Genomic DNA, 22713 nt, shown 5'->3' on the forward strand with positions numbered 1-22713 from the left:
ATTGTTATGCACAAATCATAATTGTTATATTTGCAAACTTTGAAAAATTTATGAGGTATATTTTTCTAATGCTATTAAGCACATTTATTATTAATAAAGCTGAGGCTCAAATCTATGAGGTTGGCGTATTTGCTGGTGGCAGTAATTTTATTGGAGATGTTGGCGCTACGGATTATATTTCGCCAAATCAACCAGCATTTGGTGCTATTGTAAAATGGAACAGAAGTCCGAGACACTCTTTTAGGGCTTCCGTGATTTTTACGGATCTTAAAGGTTTAGATGTAAAATCTGATGACCCAAGACGAAAGCAACGTGGCTATGAATTTAACACGAGTATTATAGAGGTTTCAGCAGGTATGGAGTTTACATTTTTAGATTTTGATCTTCATAAAAGTGGATTTAAAGGTACACCATATATATATTCAGGTATTTCGTTAGCTAATCACGATAATAATTATTTTACATCCGCAGGTCAATTTACTTCAGAAAACACAAGTAGTTGGGCAGTTGGAATTCCTATGGCATTAGGCTATAAAGCTAAGATATCTCATCATTTAGTACTGGGAGCAGAAATTGGTGCACGTTATACTTTTTCAGATGAATTAGATGGAAGTGTTCCAGATTCTGTAGACCGAGAAGCCCTTAGTTTTGGAAATACTAATAACACTGATTGGTATATGTTTACAGGAATTACATTAACTTACACCTTTGGTAGAAGACCTTGCTATTGCAATTTTTAAATGAGTATAAAAGAACAAATAAACAAAGAAAAGCTTCCCAACCATCTAGCAATTATTATGGATGGTAATGGTCGTTGGGCAAAACAACAAGGGTTGTTGCGCGCAATTGGTCATGAAAATGGAACAAAATCAGTAAGACAAACTGTTGAAGCTAGTGCGGAATTAGGAATTAAAAATTTAACGCTTTATGCGTTTTCTACAGAGAATTGGAATAGGCCAAAATTAGAAGTGCAGACCTTAATGAAGCTTTTGGTAAAGTCTTTAAAAAAGGAAATAAAAACACTTCAAGACAATGGCATAAGGCTTTGTGCCATTGGTTGTTTAGAAGATTTGCCTAAAAAAGCTCATAAAGAATTATTAGATGTTATAGAAAATACTAAGAATAATACTCATATGACATTAACTCTAGCGTTAAGTTATGGTTCTCGTGAAGAAATTGTTAATGTTATTAAAGAATTGTCATTTAAAGTTAAAAATAATATAATTTCTGTAGAAAGTATTGACGAATCAATTATAAATAAGCATCTTTACACGCAAAATTTACCAGACGTAGATCTACTTATTCGCACAAGTGGTGAACAGCGTATTAGTAACTTTTTGCTTTGGCAAATAGCCTATGCAGAATTATATTTTACAGATATTTTATGGCCAGATTTTAAAAAAGAAGATCTATATGAGGCAATCGTAAACTATCAAAACAGAGAACGAAGATTTGGAAAAACAAGCGAACAACTTACCTAATAATACAGTATTGAAGTCATTAATAAAACTTGCCTTTACAGTATTCCTTTTTACAATTTCATTTACCGGTATTGCACAGGTTGAAGGTGGAGAAACCTATTTAATTAAGGAAATTAAAGTTACCGGAAACACTAATTTTAGCGAGCAAACAATTATTGCATATTCTAAACTTAGAAAAGATGAAGAAATACAAGTTGGTGGCGAAAAAATTGCCAACGCCGTAAAAACATTATGGAAATCTAACCTGTTTAGTAGTATTGATATTTATGTGATTAACATAGATGGTAGTACAGCAGATTTAGAAATTAACCTTAGTGATTTACCAGAACTTAAAGACCTTACAATTGAAGGTATTAGAAAAGGTAAAAAAGATGAGGTAATTGATGAGAATAAACTCAAAACAGGACAGAAAGTTACTGAGAATCTCATTGCAACAACTAAAAACTATTTAACTAATAAGTATAGAAAAAAAGGATTTCTTAATACTAAAGTTAAAATAAGTACTTCACAAGTAATTGACTCTGTTGAGAAAGAGCGAGTTAATATGCGTATTGATATTGATAAAGGCCAGAAAGTAAAAATAAAAGCCATAAATATTGAAGGCAACGAAAAAATAACAGATAAAAAGCTTCGTAAAGCAATGAAAAACACGAAGCAAAAAAGTCTAAGTCCATTGAGGTTATTAAAGCGTTCTAAATATATTGAAGATGATTTTAGAGCTGATTTAATAAGTTTAGTTGATTACTATAAAGAAAATGGCTATCGTGATGCTAGAGTAATATCAGACTCAATAACTTATTTAGACAAACGAAACATTAATCTAGATATAAAAGTAGAAGAGGGTGAAAAGTACACTTTTGGTAAGATTACTTTTGTTGGTAACACGGTTTATACAGACCAACAATTATCTAATCTTCTTCAAATTAAAGAAGGTGATACTTATAATGGAGTAGAATTGAGAGAACGTATTGCAGATGAGACTAACCCAGATGCTAACGATATAACAAATGCTTATCAAAACTTTGGTTATATGTTCTCAACAATTAATCCAGTTGAGGTAAGTGCAGAAGGAAATGTTATAGATATGGAAATCCGTATTTCTGAAGGTAAACCGGCTTACTTTAATAATGTTACAGTTGTAGGAAATGATGTTACCAATGACCATGTTGTTTATAGAGAGATAAGAACACGTCCTGGTATGCTTTATAGAAAAGCAGATATCATTAGAACCATTAGAGAACTTGGGCAACTAGGTTATTTCGATGCACAACAAATTACACCAAATGTTAAAAATCCTAATCCAGTAGATGGAACTTTAGATGTAGAGTACTCTGTTGTAGAACAAGGTTCTAGCCAGATACAAGTTCAAGGTGGTTACGGAGGTGGCGGATTTATTGGTACACTTGGGTTGTCATTTAATAACTTTTCTATTAGAGATTTATTTAAGAAAGATGCTTATAAGCCAGTACCAAGAGGAGATGGACAAAGTTTAGCATTGAGACTTCAAGCAAGTCAGTTTTTTCAAACCTATAGCTTTTCATTTAGTGAGCCTTGGTTTGGTGGTAAAAAGCCGTTCCAAATGTCAACTTCAATCTCGCATTCTAGACAGTTTTTATACAATTCATCAACAGGAAGTGCAGATAGAGATAAGCGCTTTAACATTACAGGTTTAACTTTTGGTTTGTCAACTAGGTTATCTGAGCCAGATGATTACTTTTTATTATCACAAGCATTAAGTTATCAGCATTATGATCTTCAGAATTATAATACAGGTTTATTTACCTTTGGTGATGGTACCTCTAACAACTTGTCTTACACGATTGGTCTAAGTAGAAACAACCTTTATACAGACCCTATTTATCCTACAGGAGGTTCTAATTTTTCAGTTTCGGCTAAGTTTTCATTCCCTTATTCATTAGTAAACGGTGTAGATTATGATGCATTAGCAGATGAAAGAGATGAACAAGAAGAAACAATTAACGAGTACCAAGCTAATCCAAGTACAAATCCAGCAGTAATAAGTGCTTATGATGATGCTGTAGCAAGAAGATCAGAAATTGATCAAGAACGTTTTAAGTGGTTAGAGTTTTATAAAATTAAATTTAAAGCAGATTGGTACCAATCATTAACAAAAAAATTAGTGCTACGTCCAAGTGTAGAATTTGGTTTCCTTGGTGCTTATAATAATTCTCGTGGAGTAATTCCTTTTGAACGTTTCTTCGTAGGTGGAGATGGTTTAGGTAACTTTTCATTAGATGGAAGAGAAGTAGTGCAATTAAGAGGATATCCTAATCAATCGCTATCAGATGCTGATGGTGGATCAATCTATAACAAATTCTCATTAGAGTTGCGTTACCCTATTACTTTAGGTGCGCAAGCTAAAATATATGCATTGTCATTTTTAGAAGCTGGTTCATCAGTTAATAATTTTAAAGATTTTGATCCATTTAAACTTCAAAGATCAGCAGGTTTTGGACTACGAATTTTTATGCCAGCCTTTGGTTTACTTGGTATAGACTTTGGTCATGCATTTGATGATGCTCCATACGGAGCAACAGTTAAAAACTGGGAAACACACTTCATTATTGGACAACAATTTTAAGTTTGGCACGATATTTTCTAATAGCTAAATAAGGATTTCATCAGGATGTTAAAATTTTTAAGAATATATTTCGTTAAATTTGATGATTAGTAATACTAAAACGGTAATACATTTAGTTTTACGGGTAAGATGTCTCAAAATACAAAAACAGAAATGATGAAATTTAAAGTTCTTTTTTTAATAGTAATAGTAGGTTTATTGAGCTTTAGTGCTAATGCGCAACGTGGTGTAAGGATAGGTTATATAGATACGGAGTACATTTTACAAAATGTTCCAGAATATCAAGAAGCTTCAACGCAATTAGACAAAAAGGTTCAGGATTGGAAGGCTGAAATAGATTCAAAATTAAAAGGTATTGAGCAAAAGAAAAAAGAGCTTGATAATGAACGTGTGCTTCTAACAAAAGAATTGTACGACGAACGTTATGAAGATATTTCTTTTGAAGAAGCTGAAATATTAGACTATCAACAAAAACGTTTTGGTCCTGAAGGTGATTTAATGATCCAAAAACGCCAATTGATAGAGCCTATACAAGATCAGATTTTTGCGGCTGTACAAGACATTGCTGAAACGGGTAAATATGATTTTGTGTTTGATAAATCAGCAGATGTAGTAATGCTTTATTCAGCGGAACGTTACGATATTAGTGAGCGTGTACTGAAAACAATAACTAGATCTTCTAAAAGATCGCAAGCAAAAAGTAAAAAAGAGCGTAAAGAATTAGAAGCTGAAGAAGTTGTGCCAGAAGTAAGTGATGGTCAAGATGCTCGTCAAAAAGCATTGGACGATAAAAAAGCTAAACGTGAGGAGCAATTAGCAGCGAAGCGCGCAGAACGTGAAAAGGCAGCTGAAGATAGAAAAAAAGCCCAGGAAGCCTTAAGAGAGACAAAGCGATTAGAAGCAGAAGCACGTAGACAAAAAGCTACAGATGCTAGAAATAATAGAGCTAAATCTTCTGAGGAAGCTAAAACTGTTGAGAAGGATAGTACTAGTAGTGCAAGACCTACTGTTCAAACAGATAGTACAAAAGCCAAAGATGTTGCTAAGAAAGATTCAGCCAGTTCAGCTAAACCTAAAACAGCTGCAGAAATAGCTGCGGCAGAACGTCTTCAAAAAGCGAAAGATAGAGAAGCGCGTCAAAAGGAATTAGAAGATAGAAAAAAGAAGATAATAGAGCAACGAAAAAAAGCGCGTGAAGAGCGTGAAAAACAAGTAAAAAGGAATGACTCTATAGCCAAGGCTAAGAAGAACGAATAAAACAACAATTAATAATTTATAACACACAAATACACTTTAGAAAATGAAACATTTAAAATCTTTATTATTTGCAGCAGTACTTTTTGTAGGAGCAACAAGTTTTACAACTGCTCAAACTAAAATTGCTCATATTAATAAGCAAGAATTAATTAAAGCAATGCCTGCTTATGCTCAAGCTCAAACTGAAATTGAAAAGTTAGGTAAAACATATGAAGCAACTATTCAAACATCTCTTAAAGAATTAGATGTTAAGTTAAAGCAATATAATGCAGAAGCTGAAACTAAGACTGAAGAAGAAAACATGAAGCGTATGCAAGAAGTTGAAGGTATAAAGCAGAGTTTAGGTGAGTACCAACAACAAGCACAAAAGGATTTACAAGAAAAAGAATTTAATCTTTTAAAGCCTATCGTTGAAAAAGCAGACAATGCTATTAAAGCAGTTGCTAAGGCTCAAGGATACCAATATGTTGTAGACTCTGCAATGCTAATAGTAGCAGACGGCAAAAATCTTATGATGGATGTTAAGAAGCAATTAGGAATGTAATCCCAACTAAAAATATTTATTTAGAAAGTCGCTTATTAATAAGCGACTTTTTATTTTTGTAATAATGAGTAAAGGACCAATTGGCATATTCGATTCTGGTATTGGAGGTACATCTATCTTCAAAGAAATCCATGCGCTTTTGCCAAATGAAAACTTCATATATTTAGCTGATAGCAAAAATGCTCCTTATGGTAACAGATCTAAAGAAGAGATTATTAGGTTGAGTATTAAAAATACAGAATTCCTAATAGCTAAAGGGTGTAAAATAATAGTTGTGGCCTGTAATACAGCTACAACAAATGCCATTGATTACTTAAGAGAAAACTATCCCATTCCTTTTATTGGTATTGAGCCTGCTATTAAAACGGCAGCATTAAATACACAAACCAAATCTGTAGGTATATTAGCAACTAAAGGGACATTAAGCAGTCACCTTTTTCATAAAACAACAGATTTATATGCTAATGGCATAAAGGTAATAGAACAAGTTGGTGAAGGTATTGTGCCGCTTATTGAATCTGGTAAATTGAATTCTACTGAAATGAAGTTGCTTTTAGATACATATATAAAACCTATGCTAGAGCAGAATATAGACTACCTGGTGCTAGGTTGTACTCATTACCCATATTTGATTCCTATACTAGCTGAAATGCTGCCAAACGATGTTAAAATTATTGATTCGGGATTAGCGGTAGCAAAACAAACACAATTAATCTTATCAAATCTTAATTTATTGGATGATGCTACTTTAGAGCCAACAACACAATTATTTTCTAATGGTGATGTTAGTGTTTTAAAATCTATTATTGAGGATAAATTTGAAGTGTCTTATTTAGATTTTTAGTAAGGTTTAGTCTTTAAATCATACTAAGGTATTATGAAATTATTATTTGTCTACAATGCTAATTCAGGAAAGTTAAATACGTTGTTTGATGTGGGACACAAGCTTTTTAGTCCTTCATCTTATAAATGTAGTTTATGTGCGTTAACACATGACGTTTTTTCTGAAAACGCAATATGGAAAAGATTTAGAGATGAAGGCCAATTTGATATGGTTTTTTATCACAAGGATGAGTTTGAAATTATATTTCCAAAAGTCAAGCTATTGTATCCAACCATACTTAAATTAGAAAAGAATCAACTCACAACCGTTTTAAATCCAGAGGTTTTAAATGATATTCCAAATGTCGAAACTTTAATAGGCCGACTAAAATCTAGTATTTAATAATTACTCTTTAAACCAGCTTGAATACTTAACATAGTTATTTGCAATTCGGTCAATTTCTCCAGAAATTAATTCTTTGCTAATGTCTTTTACTTTTTTGGCCGGTACACCAGCATAAATGCTTCCGGATTCTACTATGGTATTTTTGGTAACTACAGCACCTGCAGCGATGATGCTATTGCTTTCTATGACACAATCGTCCATAATGATACTTCCCATACCAACAAGCACATTATCTTTTATCGTACAACCATGTACAAGCGCATTATGGCCTATGGATACATTATTACCAATGGTTGTAGGTGATTTTTGGTAGGTTGCATGGATTACGGCTCCATCTTGAATATTTACTTTATTGCCCATTTTAATAAAATGAACGTCACCTCTAATTACAGCGTTAAACCAAACACTACATTGTTTTCCCATTGAAACTTCCCCAACAATAGTTGCATTTTCTGCAACGAAGCAATCTTCAGGGATTTGCGGATGATTTCCTCTTACGGATTTTATAACTGGCATATGTTATTATTTTGAAAATTAGGTTAGAGCATAATTACATAGAATGCTCATTTAAAAAAATATGAAACCTTAAAAATATGAAACTTTATACAAGGCTAACACGTACTAAAGATAAAATGAAAATTTAGATTTGTAGAATTTTTCACAAAAAAAAGAGCAGCATATCTGCTACTCTTTAATCTAAATTTTATAATTGAGAAAACTATACGTTTTCAGCGTCTCTTAGACCTTGAATGTATTCAGCTTTCTGAATTTCTCTTCTTCTTTTAACTGAAGGCTTAGCAAAATAACGATTCTCTCTTAGGTTTTGCATAATTTGCACATTTCTGTGTTTACGCTTGTAACGCTTAAGTGCACGTTCTATATTTTCTCCTTCTTTGATTTCGATTTTAATCATTATATCGATATATTTTTGTTAACTATTTCTTGCAAATGGTCGGCAAATATATGCTAACTATTTGAAAATAAAAAATTAAATGAAATTTTTAAGTATTTATTTTTTGGATTAGTATTTTTAATGCCATTTAAACCATAAAATCAATGTCTTAAGTTATAAATAGCAATCTATTATACTATTGTTTTTATCCTAAATAAGTCTTTAAAATTTTACTCTTACTAGCGTGTCTTAATCTTCTAATACCTTTTTCTCTAATTTGTCTCACACGTTCGCGAGTTAAATCATAGATACTTCCAATTTCTTCTAGCGTCATAGGTGGTTGATCTCCAATTCCAAAATTCAAACGAATCACATCACTTTCCTTTTGAGTTAGTGTTTCTAGAGCACGTTCTACTTCAGTGTTTAAAGATTCTTTCATTAAAGCCATGTCAGGTCTTGGTGACTCACCAGAACTAACTACATCATATAAACTAAAAGTTTCTCCATCTTTTAATGGTGCATCCATTGATAAATGACGACCAGAATTTTTCATAGACTGTTTTACTTCACGAACGCTAATGTCTAATTCGCGTGCAATTTCATCTGCATTTGGTGGTCTTTGGTTTATCTGCTCTAAATGAGAAAAGGCTTTATTAATTTTATTAATAGTACCAATTTTGTTTAAAGGTAAACGTACAATACGAGATTGTTCCGCTAAAGCCTGTAAAATAGCTTGTCTAATCCACCATACAGCATAAGAAATAAACTTAAAACCTCTAGTTTCATCAAAACGTTTTGCTGCTTTTACTAAACCTGCGTTACCTTCATTAATTAAATCTGGTAATTTTAAACCTTGGTTTTGGTATTGTTTTGCAACAGATACAACAAACCTTAAGTTGGCTGTTGTTAATTTGTCTAATGCTGCTTGATCACCTTTTCTGATGAGCTGTGCTAGTTCCACTTCTTCATCAGCTGTTATCAACGGAATCTTACTGATGTCCTGTAAGTACTTATCTAAAGATTTGTCTTCTCTGTTGGTAACCTGCTTGGTGATTTTTAACTGCCTCATATATCCTATTTAAAATTTAGTGAACCTTCAATGTAACCTAATAAATTAGATTTCCAAATAATTGTATGTTTATTAACACATATTGACGAAAAAAAGCTGTTTTTGACGATAAACGGTTAATTTTTAGTTGAGTCTTGTGCTTTTGTGTCCTTTGATTTCTTCTTTCCGCCTAAGAGTCCGCCCAAAATATTTCCTACACCTTCTTTAACTTTATCTTCTGCTGTTTGCTTAGTTGTGTCTTCTATTGTGGTCGTAGTAGAATCTGTTTTAGTCGTGTTTGAGTTTCCTCCTAAAAGTCCACCAATTAAATCGGTAACCTTATCTTTTCCTGTGTTAATTAATTTTTGTTTTTCAATTTCAATTAATTGCTTCGTTAAGTTTGAAACACCAGACGTTAAATCTGTTTGTATAATAGGACTTGTAAAAGTGCCACCAATATTTGCCGTAACAGGTACAGTAAGTTTATTTACTTCATTATCATTAATCTTTCCAATTAAACGATTGACATCACTTCCTAAATATTTAGCTGGTACTTGAAAAACAGCACTATAATTCATTGAATTCGAAAAACTATGAGATCCAGACACTACAATTGGTATGTCTTTATAATTAACAGTAAATGGTTTTACAGAAACTTGTCCATTCTCAAAGCTTAATTTTGTTTTAAGGTCTTTTAAATCTAGTTTACTAAAATCTATAAAACTTAATTTACTATCTAAGCTTGAAAGCAACGGGCTATTTGCAGCATCTATATTATTAGTTAAAATATCAGCGATTGCACTACCAGAAATTGAACTTAAATCAGGTGAAAAGCTTTCGTCTAAAAATCCGCTAACATCTATTGTAGAGTTTAATTTTCCTTGAAGCACTTTTGCAATTGGCGCTAAGGCCTTCAACATATCTAAATCTTTAAATGATTGCGAAATATCGAAGTTTTGCATCGCTAAACTCATGTCAAAAGCAGGTTTGGCTGCTTTAGTAGAGACATTACCAGAAATTCCTAATTGACCATTAAAAATATCTGTGGTCATATTTTTTAGATTCGCATTTTGGTCTTTTATTAATAATTGACCTTTTACATTCTTCAAGTTGAGATTGTCATAAATAACAGTTTTTGCGTTGGCTGTTATAGTACAATCTAAAAAATCTGGAATTTTAAGTGATTCTGATTCTGAAGTCGTTTTATTAGATGATTCTGTAGCTGTTTCGTCCTCAGACATAAAATCTGAAATCGCAAACGTATTAGAATTTACATTAAAATTACCTTCAAGTTTTTTGTCGCTTAATAGAAAACCTAATAAATTATTAATAGTTCCTGTGGCTGAAAAATCACTTTTTCCTGTTAAAGCATCAAAACTGTTCAAACTTACCGTTCCTGGCTTAAAGGCTAAATCGGCTTTGTTAATTTGAATAGGGTTTACAATATCTTCAGAAGAGAATATAAAATCTGAAATAGAAACACTACCAACATTTTTAATGCGTTGATAAGCATTTGTTTCAATCGCATTCATATCAAAAGACGTATTGATGTTTCCTTTTAAAATACCACTCAACTCATTTTCTAATTCTACTGGATACGCTTTTGTGATGTTCGCTAAATTTAAAACACCATCTAATTTAGCATCAATTTGCTGGTTTTTAGTTAGGTTTTTAACATGAATTTCAGACTTAAAAACATCTTCATCAATCTGAAAATTAAGTTTATCAATATTTACAAAAGTATCGTCAACGTTTCCTGTTGTGTTTTTTACAGAAGCATCAATTGTAATATTTCTAACGCTCTTTGGAAGGTCAGGATATTTAAAAGATGCATTACTTGAATTTAAATTGATGTCTAAAGTTGGAATCGTTTCCTCTGAAACCAAACCTTTAATAATTCCGTTGACTGTAAAATTTCCGGTAGTATTTACATTTGCAATATCTTTTGCGTAAGCCTTTGGTATTACGGCTAAGAAATCTTTAAACGAAGCTTCTGGATTCTTAAAGGTGATGTCTATTTGCTGGCCAGCTTCAACCAATTGAACATATCCATCAAACTCTAAAGGCAATGCATTGATGTAGGCTTTGTTTTCTTTGAAGGTATATTTCTGTTGCTCTAGGTCTAAATCGATTAGCGCATCTAATTTAATACTGTTGTTGCTTAAATATTCAGTACTATCCATAGCAAATGTCACATTTGCCTCTGTGTTGGTGTCTAATTCAGATTTTTCACCAGAGAAAATTCCTGTTCCTTTATGGTTGATTTCTGTTAAATAGAAGGTTAAATTAGAAGTGTCATCAATATAAGTAAACGCACTATTATTAAGCTCGTAGTTGTCAATGTCAAAACTAAAACCACCAGAACTTTCTGTTTCTGTAGGTGCAGCATCTGTTTCACTTTCTTTTACTATATCATAGTTTACAGCACCTGTTTTATTGGTTTTAATAACCAAAAGAAGCTCGTCTGCGATAATTTCGTTAATTTCTAATGGGTCTTCAGTTCCTTTTAATAACTGCATTACACCCATTTCAAAAGATAACGATTTTGCTGTTGCTAAAGTTTCACCTTCAAAAGGTGCACGATTGGTGATTTTTAAATTTTCAACGCTAACTTCTGCTTTCGGAAAGCTACTGATAAGGCTTAAATTGATGTCATCGAAGGATAATTCGGCATTTAAATTTTCATCTGCATAATTCTGAACAATCGTATCGATTTTAGATTCTAAAGCAAAAGGTATAGCTATAAGAATCGCAATAAATATGAGTAAAACGATTCCAATAATTTTTAAAAATTTCTTCATAAGGTCTTTTTGTGTTTTTTAAAACAGCGTCTTTTATATATACGCAAAATTCCGCATAAAAGTTGCTATTGTTGTCAAGTTTAAGAAGATTTTAATGTTTTGTTTAATCGTTATAGTAAATTTATTTCCTCATTTACTTTTAGTTTGAAACGTTTTCTAAATAAATACACACCTAAGTATAAAAATGGTGTATCTAACAAGGCGACTATAACTTTAAATAAAAAGCCACTAATTAGTAAGCCTTTAAAATTGGCCCAATCTATAATTCCGAAACTACAAAGTAACGTGACAATAGTAAAAGTGTCAACAAATTGAGAAAACCAAGTAGAAAAATTATTCCTCAGCCACAAATGTTTGCCTTTGGTTAATCGTTTCCAGAAATGATAGATTTGAATATCTACAAACTGAGCAAATAAATACGTTAGCATACTAGCAAAAACGGCTAAAGACGTATTACCAAAAACGGTATTAAACATTGTGTTGTCTACATAAGACCATTCAGTAGCTGGTACATTTGAAGCTGTATATACAATTAAAAGTGAAAATAGCGATGCAAAAATACCAACAACCACAATATCGTTAGCGCGTTTTTTACCATAAATCTCACTAATTAAATCTGTAATAAGAAACGTAATAGGATACGGTAAAATACCAACAGAGATTTCAAATAATTTTGAACCAAAAATCTCTACATCGAAAGGATGCCAATAAAAGAATTTTTGAAAGATTAAATTTGAAACTACGAGAGAGGTTATAAAAAGGCCACCAAGTAAGAGGTAAATACGTTGTGCTAATAGCTTGTCTTTTAGTGACATTGAAAATGGTTAATAAATAGTTTAAGTAAAGGTAAAGTTATAAAAATTGTTTTAGTTATTTTGTTCCTTCGATGAAACCGACTAAAACAATTCACATAGCATTAGGAAGTAACAAAGGCAACAAGTTGCAGTATTTGCAATCTGCTATTGATGCTATTTTTGTACATATAGGTGCTGTAAAAAAGATTTCTAAAGTTTATAAAACACCAGCTTTTGGATTTGAAGGCGATGATTTTTATAACGCTTGTATTAGTGTTGTAACGGAATTTAAACCTAAAAAGGTGCTCAGAGAACTACAGGCTATTGAGGTTGAATTAGGTAGGAAATCAAAAATAAGCAAAGGTTATGAGTCTCGCGAAATAGATTTAGATATTTTGTTTTTTGAAGACGAAATTATCGAAGAGAAAACCTTGATTCTTCCGCATCCACAGCTTCAAAATCGCAAATTTGTTTTGCAACCGCTTTTGGATGTTGCAAAGGACTTAAAACATCCTGTTTTAAATAAATCTATTGAAACCTTATTGGTGGAATGTAATGATAGTTCTGTAATTGAGCACGTTAATATTTGGTTGAAAAATCCTAAGAAATCGTACACGTTTAATAACTATAATTATATTGCCATAGAAGGCAACATTGGTGCAGGGAAAACAAGTTTATCTAATAAGATTTCTAGCGATTTTAATGCTAAATTGATATTAGAGCGATTTGCAGATAATCCGTTTTTACCAAAATTCTATAAAGAGCCAGAACGCTATGCGTTTACATTAGAAATGTCTTTTTTAGCAGACCGTTATCAACAAATTAGTGACGATTTATCGCAATTAGATTTGTTTAAAGATTTTATGGTTAGTGATTATGATGTAAATAAGTCGCTCGTATTCTCTAAGGTAACCTTGCCAGAAGATGAATTTCGTTTGTACCGCAAACTGTTCTACCAAGTTTACAAGGATATTGCAAAGCCAGATTTATACATCTACTTATATCAAAATACCGAACGTTTACAGGCTAATATTAAAAAGCGAGGACGTAATTACGAAAAGGATATAAAAGACGATTATTTAGATAAAATCAATTCTGGTTATCTTGAATTCTTAAAAAGTCAACCCGAAATGAATGTTAAGATTATTGATGTTTCAGAAAAAGATTTTGTTAAGAACCGTGCTGATTATTTATGGTTGTTGACAGAGATTAATGAGGCTTCGTTAAGCAGTGAGCAATAAGCGTTTAATTTTGTCATTCTGAGCTCGATTCAGAATCTATTCTTAGTGTAACCATTTATAAAGTATAAATAGTTGTTACGATTATACCTTTATGGTCTTCCAGAATAGTTTCATTCAAAATTTTCTGTTCTTCAATTTTCAAATTAAAAGGCGCTTCCAATAAGTTAACACCACTATTTTTTTTGATTCTAATCCCTTGACCAGAAATAATATCTTTATTTGGTTCAAAATCAGCAACTGGTAAGTGTTCGGTGAGAATGATGTATTTATAATTCGTTAGTTTTTCAACGACTTTTAAGATTTCAGTATTAGATAAGTGTTGTAAAACCTGTCTTAGAATAATACAATCTGCTTTTGGTAATTCATCTTCTACAATATCTAAACACTGAAACTCTAAGTTTTTATCTTTAAATAATGTTTTGTTTCTTTCAATGAGATTTTCGACGATATCAATTCCAATATAGTTTTTGGTATGTTTAGCGAGTTGTTTTCCAATATTGAAATCACCACAACCTAAATCGCAAACAGTAAGAGAATTGTTATGTGTTTTTAAAAACGTAGAAACACTATGTAGGTAAGGTTCAACAATTTTAATGTTATGAGAACCAAAACCCGAATAAAAATCAAAATCCTTTCCACCCCAAAGATGTAAATCATAAATCTGATTCATTACGTCTTTTGTTGGCCAAGGTTGTTTTTGTTTTTTGGTCATTTTATTTTTTGTCATTCCTGCGAAGACAGGAATCTATTGTTTTTATGAAAACTATATATAAAAGTAGGATAAAATGTAAAATGAAGACTGCCCATTATAGTTCTATACCACCATAAGACATCCATCCAAGATAAATAATCGCAATCGTAATTATAGATATTATTGTCCATTTAAGAAGCCAAAAGAAAATATCAATTACTTTTTTAGTGAACTGCTTCATTGTTGTTATTACTTAATTATGATATGTTTTATATCAATATCTTTATTAGATTCCTGCCTGAGTAGGAATGACAGTATTGAGTGAAAGTCTGCTCGTTGGGAAGATTTAGATGGGCTTTTTCATCTTACTAAACACATCCCAAATCACAACACCACAACTCACGGAGATATTTAAGGAGTGCTTAGTTCCATATTGCGGAATTTCAATTACTACATCACTTGCGTCAACTACGTTTTGGTCAACACCTTTAACTTCGTTACCAAAAACAAAAGCATATTTTTTGTTGGATTGAGGTTTAAAATCATTGAGCATGGTTGCGTTTTCGGCTTGTTCAATTGAGCAAATGTTTACGTCTTCTGCTTTAAGCTTTTCAACAACGTCTAAGGTGTTTTCTGCATATTCCCAATCTACCGTTTCTGTACTTCCTAGAGCTGTTTTCCTAATATCATTATGTGGTGGCTGTGCCGTGATACCGCAGAGGTAAATCTTTTCTATTAAAAAAGCGTCACTTGTTCTAAACACAGAACCAATATTGTTGAGACTTCTAATATTGTCTAAAATAATTATGATTGGTGATTTTTCAGCATCTTTAAATTCTGAAATTTCTAATCGGTCTAATTCTTCGTTTTTTAGTTTTCTTTTCAACTGTACTTAATTTTTTTAATTAAATTTTGAAACACCCCTAATGAGCTTCGCTCGGTAGTTTCAAAACAAAATATATTTTATTTCTCACTAATCCTCAAGGGTACAGTCTCACTGTTGCGGTTAAAAAAATCAGAAAGATATTTTTAACAATTGTCCCCTTGAGGGGACTTTAGGGGTGTTTTTCTATTCTACGATACCAATAAAGTTTTTAAAAACCAGCTAGGTCAGTTGGCACGCCGTTATCAACACTTGTAAATAACTTCTAGTTTTTCGGCTTCAAAAAACCTTAAAATATAAGTAATTTAGCAAACTTGCAATTCTGAAAATAGTCTAAGCAAAAATATAACTTAATACCAGATTACCATTGGCAAAATCCGCAAAAAAAGTAACACCATTAATGAAGCAGTATAATGCCATCAAGGTTAAATATCCTGATGCCTTATTATTATTCCGAGTTGGTGATTTTTACGAAACCTTTGGTAGCGATGCTGTAAAGGCATCTAAAATTCTAGATATTATTTTAACCAAACGTGGAGCTGGTAGTGAAAGTGAAATAGAATTGGCCGGTTTTCCGCATCATTCTTTAAATACTTATTTGCCAAAATTGGTAAGAGCAGGTGAGCGTGTTGCTATTTGCGACCAGTTAGAAGACCCAAAGCAAACCAAAACTATTGTAAAACGTGGTGTTACAGAATTGGTAACACCTGGAGTGGCTTTTAATGATGATATTTTACATTCAAAATCTAATAACTTTTTAGCAGCTGTTTATTTTGACAAGCAACGTATTGGAGTGGCGTTTTTAGATATTTCAACAGGTGAATTTTTAACCTCTCAAGGCAATGCTGAGTATATTGATAAGTTACTTCAGAATTTTAATCCAAGTGAAGTTTTAATTTCAAAACAAAGCCGAAAAGTGTTTTCTGAAGCTTTCGGAAATGATTTTCATACGTTTTATTTGGAAGATTGGGTATTTCAAGCCGATTATGCCAATGAAACCTTAACCAAACATTTCAACACTAAAACATTAAAAGGTTTTGGTATTGAAGATTTGTATGAAGGCATTATAGCTTCTGGAGTGGTTCTTCATTATTTAGGGGAAACACGTCATAATAAGTTAGAGCATATTGCTACAATTTCTAGAATAGCAACTGATGATTATGTTTGGATGGATAAATTCACCATTCGTAATTTAGAACTTTATAATTCTACTAATGCAAACGCAGTAACGTTAATCAACGTGATTGATAAAACGATTTCTGCAATGGGAGGACGTATGCTTAAACGTTGGTTGGCACTGCCGCTAAAACATGCTGAGAAAATAAAACAACGTCACGAAGTGGTGAAGTATTTGTTAGAGAATGAAACTGTGCTTCAAGATATTCAAGGACAAATAAAACATATTGGAGACATAGAACGTCTCATTTCAAAAATTGCCACGACTAAAGTGAGTCCACGTGAAGTGATTCAGCTTAAAAACTCATTAGAAGCTATTGTTCCTATTAAGTCAGTTGCTGAAACTTGTGAGAACGAAGCGTTAAAAGTATTGGGTGATAATCTACATCGCTGTGATTTGCTGCGTGATAAAATAAAGGAAACTTTAAATGAAGATGCACCAGTAAACATTTTAAAAGGAAGCACCATTGCAGCAGGTTTTTCTGAAGAATTGGATGAATTAAGAGGTTTATCGCAATCTGGAAAAACCTATTTAGATAATATGTTGAAGCGCGAAAGTGAACGTACGGGTATCACATCGTTAAAAATAGCTTCAAACAACGTTTTTGGCTATTATATTGAAGTAAGAAATTCTCATAAAGATAAGGTTCCAGAAGAATGGATTAGAAAGCAAACGCTTGTAAATGCCGAAAGATACATTACTGAAGAACTTAAAGAATACGAATCTAAAATATTAGGAGCCGAAGAACGTATTTCTGTTATTGAGCAAAAATTGTTTTCAGAATTAGTGCAGTGGATGCATCAATTTATTATTTCGGTGCAACAAAATGCACAACTCATTGGGCAATTAGATTGTTTATGTGGTTTTGCAAGTTTGGCAAAAGCGAATAAATATACCTATCCACAAATTGATGATAGTTTTGATTTAGAAATTAAAGATGGTCGTCATCCAGTCATTGAAAAGCAATTACCAATAGGAGAACCTTATATTGCTAACGATTTGTTTCTAGACAGAGAGTCTCAGCAAATAATTATGATTACTGGTCCTAACATGTCTGGTAAGTCGGCAATTTTAAGGCAAACGGCTTTAATTGTATTACTAGCACAGATTGGAAGTTTTGTGCCAGCAGGTGAAGCTAGAATCGGTTTAGTGGATAAGATTTTTACTAGAGTAGGAGCAAGTGATAACATTTCGATGGGAGAATCTACTTTTATGGTAGAGATGAATGAGACTGCTTCTATTCTTAATAATATTTCAGACCGAAGTTTGGTGTTGTTAGATGAAATAGGAAGAGGAACGAGTACTTATGATGGTATTTCTATTGCTTGGGCAATTAGTGAGTATTTACACGAGCATCCATCTAAACCAAAAACATTATTTGCTACACATTACCATGAGTTAAATGAAATGACTGAAACTTTTGGTCGTATTAAAAACTTTAATGTTGCTGTAAAGGAATTAAAAGATAACGTGCTTTTTGTTAGAAAGCTAGTTGAAGGAGGAAGTGAGCATAGTTTTGGGATTCATGTTGCAAAAATGGCAGGAATGCCTCAGCAAGTAATTAGACGTGCAAACAAAATTTTATCTAAATTAGAGAAGTCACATTCTAGTGAAGAACTAACAGATAAGGTAAAAAGTATAAAAGACGATTTACAATTGAGTTTCTTTAATTTGGATGACCCTTTATTGATAGAAATAAAAGATGAGATTTTACACACTGATATTGATACGCTTACGCCTGTAGAAGCTTTAATGAAACTTAATGAAATTAAGCGAATGTTGATCAAGAAAAAGCAAGCTTAAAAAAAAATAAATTTATTTTTAAAAAAGGCTTTGCTTTTATAATAAAAATTATAAATTTGCATCCGCTTTCAGAGCGAATAGTTCTTTAAAAACTGCGAAAGTAGCTCAGGGGTAGAGCATCACCTTGCCAAGGTGGAGGTCGCGGGTTCAAATCCCGTCTTTCGCTCTATTCATTAAAATATACCAATTAGGTTGCAGCTGTAACCTAGATGCTGAAGTGGTGGAATTGGTAGACACGTTGGACTTAAAATCCAATGTCCATTAGGACGTACGGGTTCAAGTCCCGTCTTCAGTACTAAAGCCTTTATCGAAAGATAGAGGCTTTTTTGTTTTAGAAGTATTCGAAAAGTTATTTTTAAAGTATATTTCTAAGATAAAAAAAATATCTTATTTTTTAGATTAACATTTCTTATTTAGACATAAAACGGATACAACATTTATCCATCGTCTTTAGATAATTTATATTAAGGGGACTTTCTGTGTTTATAACGGATTATGAAATTTTAAACGTTGATTCTCTAACAATTAATTCTGTTTTTATTTCTACTGTTTTATGCATAGAAATATGGTTTGAATCATCATTTTCTATTTCTTTTATTAAATATTTGATCGCGGTTTTTCCGATAGTATTGCCTGGTTGATTCACTGTAGTTAACATAGGCTCAATAATAGTAGAATTTATAGAGTTACTAAACCCAACAACGGCAATATCTTCAGGAATCTTAATATTGAATTTTTTAAGTGTTTGAATTACACCTATTGCAGCACTATCTGTTATAGCAAAAATGGCGTCAGGCTTTTTTTTGAGACTCAATAAACTGTTGGTCATTCTTCTTCCTTGTTTTAAAGAAATGTCATCAACACTAATAATAATTTTTTCATCAACTTCAATTTGATGAGCTTTTAATGCTTTTAGATATCCAGCATATCTTTTTTCTGAAGTATAAGAAAACTCTCTTTCTTTAATAATAGCGATTCTTTTTTTACCAATATTAATAAGATGTTCAACAACATTGAAAGCAGCTTCTTCGTCATTAATGGTGATTTGAGTGCAAGGTATTTTATCTGATACTTTATCAAATAATATTAAAGGCACAGCATTAATGATTGGCAGTACATGAGTAATCTCTTTAGTCATTTTTGTTAATGAAGCTAAAATGCCATCCACACCAAATTGTAACATAGTATTAAGCATTTCTTTTTGTTTTTCTACATCATTATTTGATTCTGAAATAATAACACGATAGCCTTGTATAGACGCTTCTTCAAGTACTCCACGGATAATGGTGGTTGTAAAATAATGTGTAATATTAGGAACGATGATACCAATTATGTTGGATTTATGTTTTCTAAACCCTTTAGCAAAAATGTTTGGAATATAATTCATTGATTGCGCCAAACGTTTAACTTTTTCCTTAGTGTCATTACTAATATCAGGATGATCGTTGAGAGCTCTAGAAACTGTTGAAATTGATAGGTTTAATGCTTGAGCTAACATTTTTAAGGTTGTAACCTTTTTTTTCATAACATATATTTAATAAAATGTAATTGCAAACGTTTCCGCAAACGTTTGCTTAATTATTTCGCAACATTTATGGTGTAAACTTAGTGAATTGATAATATTTTCACCTAAATAACAACAAAATTATATTATCAATGAAAAAATCTCTACTCGCATTCGCGCTTTTTCTAAGTACGATTACTGCTTTTTCGCAAACAGAAATTAGCGGAAAAGTTACAGATGCATCTGGTATGCCAATTATGGGTACTAATGTTATTATTAAAGGAAGCACTTCTGGTGCAACAACTGATTTTGATGGGAAATTTATTTTTACTACTAATTTATCAGGAGAACAAATTCTTCAAATTTCTTACTTAGGATTTGAAACTTATGAAAAAACAATTACTTGTGATGGTACAGCAATTACTGTAAATGCAATCTTATCAGAAGGAGGTAACTCTTTAGATACTGTGCTTTTAACAGCGACATCCACAACAAGATCACAAAAAGAAACACCAATGTCTATTACATCTATTGGTGCCAAAAAATTATCAACCGTAAATACTAGTAGTCAAGCAGATGTGCTTCGAAGTATTCCAGGTATTACTGCAGAAGGTGGTGGAGGTGAAGTGGCTTCAAATATTTTTGTAAGAGGTTTACCTTCTGGTGGGCAGTATCAATTTAATCCATTACAAATTGATGGAATGCCAGTACTTAGTACTTTTGGCTTAAATTCCTCTGCGCACGATGTGTATTTTAGGAATGATATAGGAATGAAGAGTTTAGAATTTGTAAGAGGTGGATCTTCCATTCTTTATGGTGTGGGTTCTGTTGCAGGTATAATTAATTATACAAGTGCTACGGGAAGTAGTAAAAGTAAAACAACTTTGCGCACTGAAGTTGCTTCAAATTCTAGATATAAGGCTGATTTTGCAACAAGCGGTCCTCTAGGTGGAGAAGATTCTAATACTTTCTACGCATTATCTGGTTTTTACAGATATGATGAGGGGCCTTTAAAAACAGGTTTAGCCACAGAAGGTTTCCAATTAAGAGGTAACATTAAACACGTTACAGATAAGGGATCAATTACCTTTTCAGGACAATGGATTGATGATGCTGTACAATTCTTTCTACCATACCCTTTAGAGGGAGGTTCAAGAAAACGCCCTACAGGAAATGATGGCGAAGAAATATTCACTTTACAAACTGCAGCAGCATCTGATATTTCTTATGCCACACCAAATGGTATTTATAATTCTCCAATTGAAGACGGTGTAGCTACCAAAGGCGGATATTTTTTAACAGATATTAAACATCGTTTTTCAGATGATTTAAAATTAGATGCTAAACTTAGATATTCTAAATATGAACACCAATTCAACCTTTTTCTTGATGGTAGTGGTGTTTCTGGGGCAAAAGCAGTAGAAACACAACAAGAATTTTTAGATGCTAGAGGTTTAACTTCTGGAGATTTTACCTATCTAAATGGGCAACCTTTAGCTGCAAATGCTTTACTATTTGAAAATAGAATATTAGATCGTAATAGACCTTTACAGGAGTTAATGGCAGACATCAAGTTTACTAAAACTGCAGGAAATCATAACATAACTTTCGGAACTTTTATGTCTAGATCTCAAGGAGGTGACTTTAATGTCATTACTAATTATTTAGGAGAGTACAACGATAGACCTGAGTTAATAAATGTGTCAGGTTATACTGTAAATGGTGTTACCAATAGAGGTACAGCTTATACAAATAGAAATATTTCTAGTAATAAAATTGCTCTTTTTGTGGCAGATGAAGTAAAACTTGATCGTTGGAATTTTGATTATGGTATAAGATATGAAAGAGCTTCAGGAGATATTGAAGTTGAGGGTACGGAATCTTATACAGTAGATAATACTGGTATTGCTAATTTAGATAATGTGACTTGGGGAAATGGAAGTTTTACAAGAGGCCATGTCTCAGCTGATGATTTTGCAGTTGTTGTTGCCGGTTTATATAAAGTCAATGATGATTTAAGTGCTTATGGAAATTTTTCAAGAGGCTATTTTTTCCCAGAACTTAGAGGGACTAAGTTTGATGCTTTAGGTAATCCTTCTTCATATGATACAGAAAAAATTATTCAAGGGGAACTAGGTATTAAATATTCTAAAAATAAATTTTCAGGAACAGCTGCGCTATATGCAGTTACTTTAAAAGACAGACGATCAATTAGTTTTGTAAATGCACCAGGAGGTGGATTTATAGAGGAAGTTGATATTCAGGATACAAGTACTTATGGACTTGAGGGTACTTGGAATTGGATTTTTGCTAATAACTTTAATTTTGGAGGATCATTAACTTACCAAGGTCATGAAATAACAAAATCTGAAGCTGACCCAGATTTAGAAGGTAACGAATTGAGAAGACAACCTAATATTCTATCAACATTGGCAATTGATTACAATAACTCAAAGTTTGATGCAGGTTTAGTTTATAATTATACGGGTAAGAAATTTGCGAATGACGCAAATAGCATAGAGTTAGAAGCAATAGGTTTAGCAAATTTAAATCTCGGATATACATTTGATTTAAGCGAAGATGGAGAAACACTTCGTTTAGGAGCACAAGTATTTAATCTTTTTAATTCCGAAGGAGTTACAGAAGGTTCACCACGATTAGGAAATAACCAAACAGATGAAGAGTATTTTGTTGGAAGACCAGTCTTACCAACAAGAGTATTTTTCAATGCAACTTTTAATTTTTAAGTTTGATTAATTGAGTTTGA

General features: G+C 32.2%; 18 protein-coding genes and 2 tRNA genes. 12 read left to right on the plus strand and 8 right to left on the minus strand.

All coding sequences use genetic code 11. The features are described from left to right. The first annotated feature begins 50 nt into the window (after nucleotides 1-50). The 7 genes from porG to DFQ10_RS12675 all read left to right on the plus strand — a co-directional run bounded on the left by porG (nucleotide 51) and on the right by DFQ10_RS12675 (nucleotide 7109). Entirely contained in the window at nucleotides 51-740 is a 690-nt protein-coding gene (porG, locus tag DFQ10_RS12645; RefSeq protein ID WP_115817806.1) for a type IX secretion system protein PorG, read from the plus strand. Continuing rightward, nucleotides 741-1481, plus strand: coding sequence for an isoprenyl transferase (locus DFQ10_RS12650; RefSeq protein ID WP_115817807.1), 741 nt, complete (start codon nucleotides 741-743; stop codon nucleotides 1479-1481). Further along, nucleotides 1453-4083, plus strand: coding sequence for an outer membrane protein assembly factor BamA (gene bamA, locus DFQ10_RS12655; RefSeq protein WP_115817808.1), 2631 nt, complete (start codon nucleotides 1453-1455; stop codon nucleotides 4081-4083). The genes DFQ10_RS12650 and bamA overlap by 29 nt, the downstream gene beginning before the upstream one ends. Before the next feature lie 129 nt (nucleotides 4084-4212). After that, a complete protein-coding gene (locus DFQ10_RS12660; RefSeq protein ID WP_245940706.1) occupies nucleotides 4213-5340 on the plus strand; it encodes an OmpH family outer membrane protein in 1128 nt (375 codons plus the stop codon). A 43-nt stretch (nucleotides 5341-5383) separates the two neighbouring features. Continuing rightward, complete coding sequence (locus DFQ10_RS12665) at nucleotides 5384-5884, plus strand: OmpH family outer membrane protein (protein ID WP_115817809.1); 501 nt, start codon at nucleotides 5384-5386, stop codon at nucleotides 5882-5884. A 64-nt stretch (nucleotides 5885-5948) separates the two neighbouring features. Next, on the plus strand, nucleotides 5949-6728 hold the full coding sequence (murI, locus tag DFQ10_RS12670) for a glutamate racemase (protein ID WP_115817810.1): 780 nt from the start codon (nucleotides 5949-5951) through the stop codon (nucleotides 6726-6728). Nucleotides 6729-6761: 33 nt separating this feature from the next. Next, nucleotides 6762-7109 (plus strand): GTPase, encoded by a 348-nt coding sequence (locus tag DFQ10_RS12675; protein WP_115817811.1) that lies wholly within the window; start codon nucleotides 6762-6764, stop codon nucleotides 7107-7109. Nucleotides 7110-7112: 3 nt separating this feature from the next. Here the strand turns inward: DFQ10_RS12675 and DFQ10_RS12680 are convergent, their stop codons facing one another. The 5 genes from DFQ10_RS12680 to DFQ10_RS12700 form a co-directional block, all read right to left on the minus strand. Further along, nucleotides 7113-7628: a gamma carbonic anhydrase family protein gene (locus DFQ10_RS12680; protein ID WP_115817812.1), complete on the minus strand. Its 516-nt coding sequence runs from the start codon at nucleotides 7626-7628 to the stop codon at nucleotides 7113-7115. 202 nt (nucleotides 7629-7830) lie between these two features. Next, entirely contained in the window at nucleotides 7831-8025 is a 195-nt protein-coding gene (rpsU, locus tag DFQ10_RS12685; protein WP_115817813.1) for a 30S ribosomal protein S21, read from the minus strand. Nucleotides 8026-8209: 184 nt separating this feature from the next. Then, entirely contained in the window at nucleotides 8210-9073 is an 864-nt protein-coding gene (locus DFQ10_RS12690) for a sigma-70 family RNA polymerase sigma factor (protein WP_115817814.1), read from the minus strand. Nucleotides 9074-9189: 116 nt separating this feature from the next. Then, nucleotides 9190-11853, minus strand: coding sequence for an AsmA-like C-terminal region-containing protein (locus DFQ10_RS12695; RefSeq protein WP_115817815.1), 2664 nt, complete (start codon nucleotides 11851-11853; stop codon nucleotides 9190-9192). A 110-nt stretch (nucleotides 11854-11963) separates the two neighbouring features. Next, nucleotides 11964-12668, minus strand: coding sequence for a queuosine precursor transporter (locus DFQ10_RS12700; protein WP_115817816.1), 705 nt, complete (start codon nucleotides 12666-12668; stop codon nucleotides 11964-11966). Nucleotides 12669-12739: 71 nt separating this feature from the next. On the opposite strand from DFQ10_RS12700, the gene folK reads away from it, so the two are divergent. Continuing rightward, on the plus strand, nucleotides 12740-13888 hold the full coding sequence (gene folK, locus DFQ10_RS12705; protein WP_115817817.1) for a 2-amino-4-hydroxy-6-hydroxymethyldihydropteridine diphosphokinase: 1149 nt from the start codon (nucleotides 12740-12742) through the stop codon (nucleotides 13886-13888). A 55-nt stretch (nucleotides 13889-13943) separates the two neighbouring features. On the opposite strand, the gene DFQ10_RS12710 is transcribed toward folK, so the two are convergent. Both DFQ10_RS12710 and DFQ10_RS12715 read right to left on the minus strand, forming a co-directional pair. Next, on the minus strand, nucleotides 13944-14600 hold the full coding sequence (locus tag DFQ10_RS12710) for a class I SAM-dependent methyltransferase (protein WP_115817999.1): 657 nt from the start codon (nucleotides 14598-14600) through the stop codon (nucleotides 13944-13946). A 325-nt stretch (nucleotides 14601-14925) separates the two neighbouring features. After that, nucleotides 14926-15465 carry an RNA methyltransferase gene (locus tag DFQ10_RS12715; RefSeq protein ID WP_115817818.1) on the minus strand — a complete coding sequence of 180 codons (540 nt, stop codon included), beginning with the start codon at nucleotides 15463-15465 and terminating at the stop codon, nucleotides 14926-14928. Between the two features lie 364 nt (nucleotides 15466-15829). Here DFQ10_RS12715 and mutS point away from each other — a divergent pair, with 364 nt between their 5' ends. The 3 genes from mutS (at nucleotide 15830) to DFQ10_RS12730 (ending at nucleotide 18737) form a co-directional block, all read left to right on the plus strand. After that, complete coding sequence (mutS, locus tag DFQ10_RS12720; RefSeq protein WP_115817819.1) at nucleotides 15830-18442, plus strand: DNA mismatch repair protein MutS; 2613 nt, start codon at nucleotides 15830-15832, stop codon at nucleotides 18440-18442. Nucleotides 18443-18536: 94 nt separating this feature from the next. Next, nucleotides 18537-18608, plus strand: a tRNA-Gly gene (locus tag DFQ10_RS12725). A 45-nt stretch (nucleotides 18609-18653) separates the two neighbouring features. Beyond that, nucleotides 18654-18737: transfer RNA gene (locus DFQ10_RS12730), tRNA-Leu, on the plus strand. A gap of 198 nt (nucleotides 18738-18935) precedes the next feature. Here DFQ10_RS12730 and DFQ10_RS12735 read toward each other — a convergent pair. Beyond that, complete coding sequence (locus tag DFQ10_RS12735; protein ID WP_115817820.1) at nucleotides 18936-19967, minus strand: LacI family DNA-binding transcriptional regulator; 1032 nt, start codon at nucleotides 19965-19967, stop codon at nucleotides 18936-18938. Between the two features lie 131 nt (nucleotides 19968-20098). Between DFQ10_RS12735 and DFQ10_RS12740 the strand changes: the two genes are divergently transcribed. Next, nucleotides 20099-22693, plus strand: coding sequence for a TonB-dependent receptor (locus DFQ10_RS12740; protein WP_115817821.1), 2595 nt, complete (start codon nucleotides 20099-20101; stop codon nucleotides 22691-22693). Nucleotides 22694-22713: the final 20 nt, after the last annotated feature.

This window comes from Winogradskyella eximia, from assembly GCF_003386165.1.
Classification (GTDB): domain Bacteria; phylum Bacteroidota; class Bacteroidia; order Flavobacteriales; family Flavobacteriaceae; genus Winogradskyella; species Winogradskyella eximia.